This window comes from Thermus sp. (assembly GCF_056332225.1).
Genome location: NZ_JBWGQW010000065.1, coordinates 1 through 6,773, shown reverse-complemented (window position 1 = coordinate 6,773; position 6,773 = coordinate 1). Strand labels below are relative to the sequence as shown.

Genomic DNA, 6,773 nt, shown 5'->3' with positions numbered 1-6,773 from the left:
CCCGGGCAGTCCACGTGAGAATAGTGCCGCTTCGCCGTCTCGTACTCCACGTGGGCCGTGTTGATGGTGATCCCCCGCGCACGCTCCTCCGGGGCCTTGTCAATCTCCCCGTAGTCCTTCACCTCCACGTTCGGGTTCTCCGCCGCCGCTACATAGGTCAACGCCGCCGTCAGCGTCGTCTTCCCGTGGTCCACGTGCCCAATCGTCCCCACGTTCACGTGAGGCTTCGTCCGAACAAACTCGCCCTTGGCCATCTTCCCTCTCCTTTCAAGCAAGGGCGGGCCCCGAAGGCCCACCCCGAAAAGGATCTACTGACCCTTGATGAGCTTCTCCTGCACCTGCTTGGGGACCTCCTGGTAGTGGTCAAAGAACATGACGAAGGAGCCCCGGCCTTGGGTCTTGGAGCGGAGATCGGTGGCGTACCCGAACATCTCCGCCAGGGGCACAAAGGCCCGGATCACCTGGGCGTTGCCCCGGGGCTCCATGCCCAGGATCTGGCCCCGGCGGGCGTTCAGGTCGCCGATGACGTCGCCCATGTACTCCTCGGGGGTGGTGACCTCCACCCGCATGATGGGCTCGAGGATCACCGGGTCCCCCTTCTGCACCGCCTCCTTGATGGCCATGGAGCCGGCGATCTTGAAGGCCATCTCCGAGGAGTCCACCTCGTGGTAGGAGCCGTCGTAGAGGGTGACCTTGACGTCCACCACGGGGAAGCCGATGAGGGGCCCGGACTGCATGGCCTCCTCAATCCCCTTCTGCACCGCGGGGATGTACTCCTTGGGGATCACCCCGCCCACGATGGCGTTCACGAACTCAAAACCGGAGCCGCGGGGCAGGGGCTCGGCCTTGATCTTCACGTGGCCGTACTGGCCGCGCCCGCCGGTCTGGCGGATGAACTTGCCCTCCACGTCCACCGGCTTGGTGATGGTCTCGCGGTAGGCCACCTGGGGCTTGCCCACGTTGGCGTCCACCTTGAACTCCCGCTTCAGCCGGTCCACGATGATCTCCAGGTGGAGCTCGCCCATCCCGGAGATGATGGTCTGGCCGGTCTCGGGGTGGGTGGAGACGCGGAAGGTGGGGTCCTCCTCCGCCAGGCGGGAGAGGGCCTGGGAGAGCTTGTCCTGGTCGGCCTTGGTCTTGGGTTCAATGGCCACGTCAATGACCGGCTCGGGCACCTCGATGGACTCCAGGACCACCCGGGGGGCGTCCTCGCCCACCAGGGTGTCCCCGGTGATGGTCTCCTTGAGGCCCACCACCGCCCCGAGGTCGCCCGCCTTCAGCTCCTCCACCTCCTCGCGGTGGTTGGCGTGCATGCGGAGAAGCCGGGCCACCCGCTCCTTCCGGCCCTTGGTGGTGTTGTAGACGTAAGACCCCGAGGTGATGGTCCCGGAGTAGACGCGGATGAAGGTGAGGCGGCCCACGTAGGGGTCGGCCATGATCTTGAAGGCCAGGACCGCCAAGGGGCCATCGGGGTCAGGGTGGATCTCCACCTCCTCCCCCTCGGGGGTGGTGCCCCGGATGGGGGGGATGTCCAGGGGGGAGGGAAGGTAGTCCACCACGGCGTCCAGGAGGAGCTGGACGCCCTTATTCTTGAGGGCGGAGCCGAGGAACACGGGGGTGATCTGGATGCCGATGGTGCCCTTGCGGATGGCGGCCACCAGCTCCTCCTCGGTGGGCTCCTCGCCCTCGAGGTACTTGAGCATCACCCCCTCGTCAAAGTCGGCGGCCGCCTCAATGAGCTTCTCGTGGTACTCCCGGGCCTGGTCCAGGTACTCCTCGGGGATGGGGATCTCCCGGATGTCCGTGCCCAGGTCGTTGCCGTAGGTGTAGGCCTTCATCCGGAGGACGTCTATGATCCCCGAGAAGGTGTCCTCCCGGCCGATGGGAAGCTGCATCACCACGGGCCTCGCCCCCAGGCGCTCCTGCATGGTGCGGATCACGAGCCAAAGGTCGGCCCCCGTCTTGTCCATCTTGTTGGCGAAGGCGATGCGGGGAACCTTGTACTTCTCCGCCTGGCGCCAGACGGTCTCGGACTGGGGCTCCACCCCCTGGCTGGAGTCAAAGACCACAATGGCCCCGTCCAGCACCCGCATGGAGCGCTCCACCTCAATGGTGAAGTCCACGTGGCCCGGGGTGTCGATGATGTTGATGCGGTGGTCCTTCCAGAAGCAGGTGGTCACGGCGGCGGTGATGGTGATGCCCCGCTCCCTCTCCTGCTCCATGAAGTCCATGGTGGCCGCGCCCTCGTGGACCTCCCCGATCTTGTGGATCTTGCCGGTGTAGTAGAGGATGCGCTCGGTGGTGGTGGTCTTGCCGGCGTCGATGTGGGCGGCGATGCCGATGTTGCGGAGCCTCTTCAGGTCGTACTCTACCTTAACCGCCATGGCTTACCACCGGTAGTGAGCGTAGGCGCGGTTGGCCTCGGCCATGCGCTCCACGTCCTCTTTCTTCTTGACCGCCCCGCCCTTGCCCTCGGCCGCGTCCATGAGCTCGTGGGCGATGCGCACCGCCGCCCCGCGCTCGGAACGGGCGTTGGCCGCCTGCACCAGCCAGCGGAGGGCCAGGGACTGCTGCCTGCGGGGGGAAACCTCCATGGGCACCTGGTAGTTGGCCCCACCCACGCGGCGGGAGCGCACCTCCATCCGGGGCTTCACGTTCTCCACCGCCTGCTTGAAGACCTTGAGGGGCTCCTGGCCGGTTTTCTCCTGGATGATGCGGCAGGCATCGTAGAAAATGCGGGCGGCAAGGTTCTTCTTCCCTTCCCGCATGATCTTGTTGATGAAAGCCGACACCACCACGTCCCCGTAGACCAGGTCGGGCTGGAGCTGGCGTACCTCTGCTCTTCTTCTCCGCATACCCTCACCTACTTCTTCTTAGCCGGGGCCGCGCCCTTGGCCTCCTTGGGCTTCTTGGTCCCGTACTTGGAGCGGCTCTTTTTGCGGTCCTTCACCCCCTGGGTGTCGTAAACCCCACGGACGATGTGGTAGCGCACCCCCGGCAGGTCCTTTACACGGCCGCCCCGGATGAGGACCACGGAGTGCTCCTGCAGGTTGTGCCCCTCGCCGGGGATGTAGGCGGTGACCTCGTAGCCCGAGGTGAGGCGCACCTTGGCCACCTTACGAAGCGCCGAGTTGGGCTTCTTGGGGGTCACGGTGCGCACCACGGTGCACACCCCCCGGCGGAAGGGGGAACCCTTCAAGGCTGGAACCTTGCTCTTCTTCTGGACCTTCTCGCGGCCCCTTCGTACGAGCTGATTGATCGTCGGCAGTGCCACCACTCCCTTCTTCTTGGACTTGCCCCCGTGTTCTCAAGATCCGCCCGGGGAAGTGTCCTTCCCCGTTTTGCCCACACAGGGCACCACCCTCAGGACCAGGGGCTGGCCCTGAGGGCCCTCAACTTGCTCAGTCTACAGGCCAAGGCTTCTTTTGGCAAGTCGGGCGAAGCCCGCCCCCCAAAGGAGGGGCAACGCTCCAGGCATATACGGGGGCAACAGGCCACTTTGCCCGGCTCTTGGGAAGTTCGTGGGCCAATCCAAACCGCCCTTTTGGGGCGGTCCGGGCCTTTGGGTGCTATGGGGTTGGGGCTCAAGCCGTCGTTCAAAAGCAATCCCCCGCCTCTCTTCCGAGGCGGGGCTTTTTGCGTCCTGGAGCTGGAGCCGGTGGCCGGATTCGAACCGGCGGCCTACCGCTTACGAGCAGAAAAATCACCCCGCCTAGCCCGGAGGGTCGTGAAAGAGTTGCGCTGTTTATCGGCTTTTTCTTGGTCCTTCTTGCCGGTTGATTGCGGTCCTTTTCCGGGGCTGAGCTGTCCTCAAGCTGTCAGGCTGTCCCCCTGGCCTGCATCCTTAGGGCCTCTGCCCTCCTGGAAAGGTCCTGAGCCCACTTCTCCAAGGATTGGGCCATGCCCGTCAAGAAGCTCTGGGGGTTGCTCACCCTTTGCCCCCGGAACTCCCAGGAAGAGGGAGGCCTCCTTTGGGGCTCAAATACCTGGGGGAAGGCGGCCCTCGCCACCATGCCCCACCCCTCGGGCCGTCCCCCGAGGGCCAGGGCGGCCCCTACCACTCCCGATAAGGCCCGTATGATGGCCTCCCCCTGGTCCTTTTCCGGGGCGGGAAGGGCCTCAGGGGCCACCCGTCTTACCATCCCCCTCTTCTCAAGCTCCTCCATCCCCGCCTCGGGGTCCCTCAAGGCCAAGGACCTGAGGCGCTGGGCCAGGTTATAGGCCTCCTGGGCCTGGGCCTTTAGGGCTTTGGCCTCCTCCAGGAGGCGGGCCCTCCCCTCCTCCAGGCGGTGCCTCACCCGCCCAAGAAGGTCCTCCATGTCCCGCGAAAGGGCCTCCCCGTCCTTCTCCAGGGCCTCTAGGGGAGTGCCCTCCCGGTCAAGCTCCTCCAGGAGGACTTCCGCCCTGCCCCGAAGCTCGGCACGGGCCTCCTCCTCCTCGCGGGTAAGGGCCCGGTAGCGGTAAAGCTCCTTTAGAAGCCGGTTGATGCGGGCCGAAAGGCGCTTCCTCCTTCCCCTCTCCTCCATGCGCCCCCGGTAGCCCCTTTCCCCCTCGGGAGGAGAGGGCTCCTCCAGGGGGAGGTCCTTCCGCAAGGCGTGCATGGTCTTCTCCCACCCGGGCAAGAGGAGCCCAGGGCGAGAGGCCAGGAGGAGGGCCATATCATAGGCGGCCTCCACTAGGGCCGCCTCGTTCTCTGGGAAGAAGAGGGCCTTATAAGCCACGGAAAGGGGCCTCAAAGCGCCTAGGGGTACTTCCCCCTTACCCCTCGGGGTCAAAAGGCCATAAAGGGCCTCTCGGAGGGGCCCAGGGTCTATGCCCTCGAGGGAAGGGGAAGGCAAAGCGGCAAGGTCTATCCAGGGGGTGGGGGCGGCCTCTAGAAACTCCCGTACCCTCTCCCCTACCCCCTCCCGCAGGAAGGCCTTGTGCAGGGTGCGGGCGTAGGGGGCGGTGTTGAGGAGGAGGCCCCGCCTCTTGGCCCCCTCGGGGAGGGGCACCTCCCGGGCCTCGGGGTTCCAAGTGGCGTAGATGGCGGCGCGGTGGGGAAGCTCCTGCCCCTCTATGCGCACCGTGGGGCGGTCGTTGACCAGGGCAAAGAGGGCCCTCTGAAGCTCAGGGGGGGCTTCCCCAAGCTCATCCAGGACGGTGATGGGCCCCTGAAGGGTAGCAGGGGGCTCTACCTCCCAGCCCCCTCCCGAGGTCTGCCGCCTCCTCCCCAGGGCCTCTCCCGGGGTCATGGCCCGCACATCAAAGAAGCGCCCTCCCACCAGGGCCAGGGCCACCTCCCCCACGGTGCTCTTGCCCGTACCGGGAGGGCCGTAAGCCCCTAGCCAAGGCATGGGGCCCAGGGAGGGGGCCTTCTGCCTCAGGTAAGCCACGGCTAGGGTGAGGCGCAAGAGGGCCCGGTACTCGGGGGTGGGCAAGAGGGTAAGGAGAGAAGTCCATGCGGGAAGGGCCCCGAGGGAGGAAGCCTTCTTCCCAAAGCCCTTGAGGGCCCTAAGCCCCTCCCCCGTGAGCCTCCAGGTACGCCTCGAGGTGCTTTCCACCAGGCCCCTGGCCTTTAGGCGGGTAAGGAGGTCCTTGAGCCCCGCCTCCCCTGCCCCCAGAGCCTGGGCGGCCTCAGAGAGGCGGGCCTCCCCGGCCCGGGCCAGGTAGTCAAGGAGTTGCCTTTGCCGTTCAGTAAGCTCCAAGGTCCTCCTCCCCTAACCCTAGGAGGCCTCCTCTCGGAAGAGGGTAGGGACTACCCCCCGAGGGGCCCCACCCTCCTCTCGGTACTCCCCCCAAGCCTCCATGCCCCCAGGGTAGGAGAGGCTTGCCCTAGGGGTAAAGGCCGCTTTGCCCCCTTTTGAGGCTTCCCCCCGGTGAAGCCGCCCCCCAAAGGAGGAGGGGGGAAGGGGAGGGGGGAACACTCCGGGCATATAAAGAGGCGACATGCCACTTTACCCGACACTTCTTTGAGTTTTTGCCGTCTAGAACGGCACAAAAGCCACCTAAAACCCACCCGACACTTACCCGACAAACCCGACACTTGGGCCACTTTTGCCCTCCAGGACGCAAACCCGAGTGTCGGGCTAACCCGACACTTCACCCGACACTTGCCAAGTCAAAAATCTTCCCATGAATCCCAAAACAAGGGGCATTCTCTGCCTTTCTTTAGGCTCTTCCTCCTCCCCTTTCTCCAAGGGTGGCAGGGGCTCCACGGGGGCAAGGAAAGGCGACACGGGATTTTACCCGGCACTTCTCCCAAACGGCCCTAACCTGGCGCTCCCCTCCCCCAGGCGAAGCCCAGGGCAAAGGGGCCCGAAGCCTTCCTCAAGGCTTTTGTCCGCCTTGCCCGGCCACCTTGGCCGGGCACATCGGCCCGGGTACACTAAGGTCATGCCCCGAGGCACGAGGCCCAAGCCCAAGGAAGAGGCCCCCTTCCTCATCACCCCGCCCCGCAAAAAGGGGAAGCCTCCCCTTCCAGAGCCGGTAGTGCCCAAACCCGGTAAGTCCAGCCTCGCCTACCTTCAGGAGCAAAGGCGTTGAGGCTCTTCCTGGAAACAAGCGGCCTTCTCAAAGTCCTTCTCCAAGAGGACCTTTCTGACCTGGCCCGGGAGGCCTTCTCCCAGGCCCAAGCCCACGCCGCAAGCGCCTTTGCCCTCCCCGAGGCCGTGGGAGTCTTGCACGCCATGCGCAGGGACAACAAGCTCACCCGCCTCCTCTACCGAAAGGCCCTCCGGGAACTCTATGAGCTCTGGGACTACCTGGAGGTCCTCACCCCAACCCTAGAAGGC

General features: G+C 65.5%; 5 protein-coding genes and 1 pseudogene. 1 reads left to right on the top strand and 5 read right to left on the bottom strand.

Annotated features, from left to right (window positions below; translation table 11 throughout):
• The 5 genes from AC01Y6_RS09180 to AC01Y6_RS09160 form a co-directional block, all read right to left on the bottom strand.
• A partial coding sequence (locus AC01Y6_RS09180; protein ID WP_476671231.1) for a GTP-binding protein occupies nucleotides 1-254 on the bottom strand: 254 nt, incomplete at its 3' end.
• A 54-nt stretch (nucleotides 255-308) separates the two neighbouring features.
• The gene (gene fusA / locus AC01Y6_RS09175) at nucleotides 309-2,384 is read right to left on the bottom strand and encodes an elongation factor G (protein ID WP_428719507.1); all 2,076 of its coding nucleotides are present in this window, start codon (nucleotides 2,382-2,384) and stop codon (nucleotides 309-311) included.
• 3 nt (nucleotides 2,385-2,387) lie between these two features.
• Nucleotides 2,388-2,855 (bottom strand): 30S ribosomal protein S7, encoded by a 468-nt coding sequence (gene rpsG / locus AC01Y6_RS09170; RefSeq protein ID WP_347240889.1) that lies wholly within the window; start codon nucleotides 2,853-2,855, stop codon nucleotides 2,388-2,390.
• 8 nt (nucleotides 2,856-2,863) lie between these two features.
• Nucleotides 2,864-3,277 carry a 30S ribosomal protein S12 gene (gene rpsL, locus AC01Y6_RS09165; RefSeq protein ID WP_428715442.1) on the bottom strand — a complete coding sequence of 138 codons (414 nt, stop codon included), beginning with the start codon at nucleotides 3,275-3,277 and terminating at the stop codon, nucleotides 2,864-2,866.
• Between the two features lie 541 nt (nucleotides 3,278-3,818).
• A complete protein-coding gene (locus AC01Y6_RS09160) occupies nucleotides 3,819-5,687 on the bottom strand; it encodes an AAA family ATPase (protein WP_476671230.1) in 1,869 nt (622 codons plus the stop codon).
• Between the two features lie 834 nt (nucleotides 5,688-6,521).
• On the opposite strand from AC01Y6_RS09160, the pseudogene AC01Y6_RS09155 reads away from it, so the two are divergent.
• A pseudogene (locus AC01Y6_RS09155) lies at nucleotides 6,522-6,773 on the top strand (type II toxin-antitoxin system VapC family toxin); the annotation flags it as partial.

Excerpts from the sequence above, each read along its gene's own strand:
- fusA (WP_428719507.1), bottom strand. The coding sequence starts at position 2,384 with ATGGCGGTTAAGGTAGAGTACGACCTGAAGAGGCTCCGCAACATCGGC.
- rpsG (WP_347240889.1), bottom strand. The coding sequence starts at position 2,855 with ATGCGGAGAAGAAGAGCAGAGGTACGCCAGCTCCAGCCCGACCTGGTC.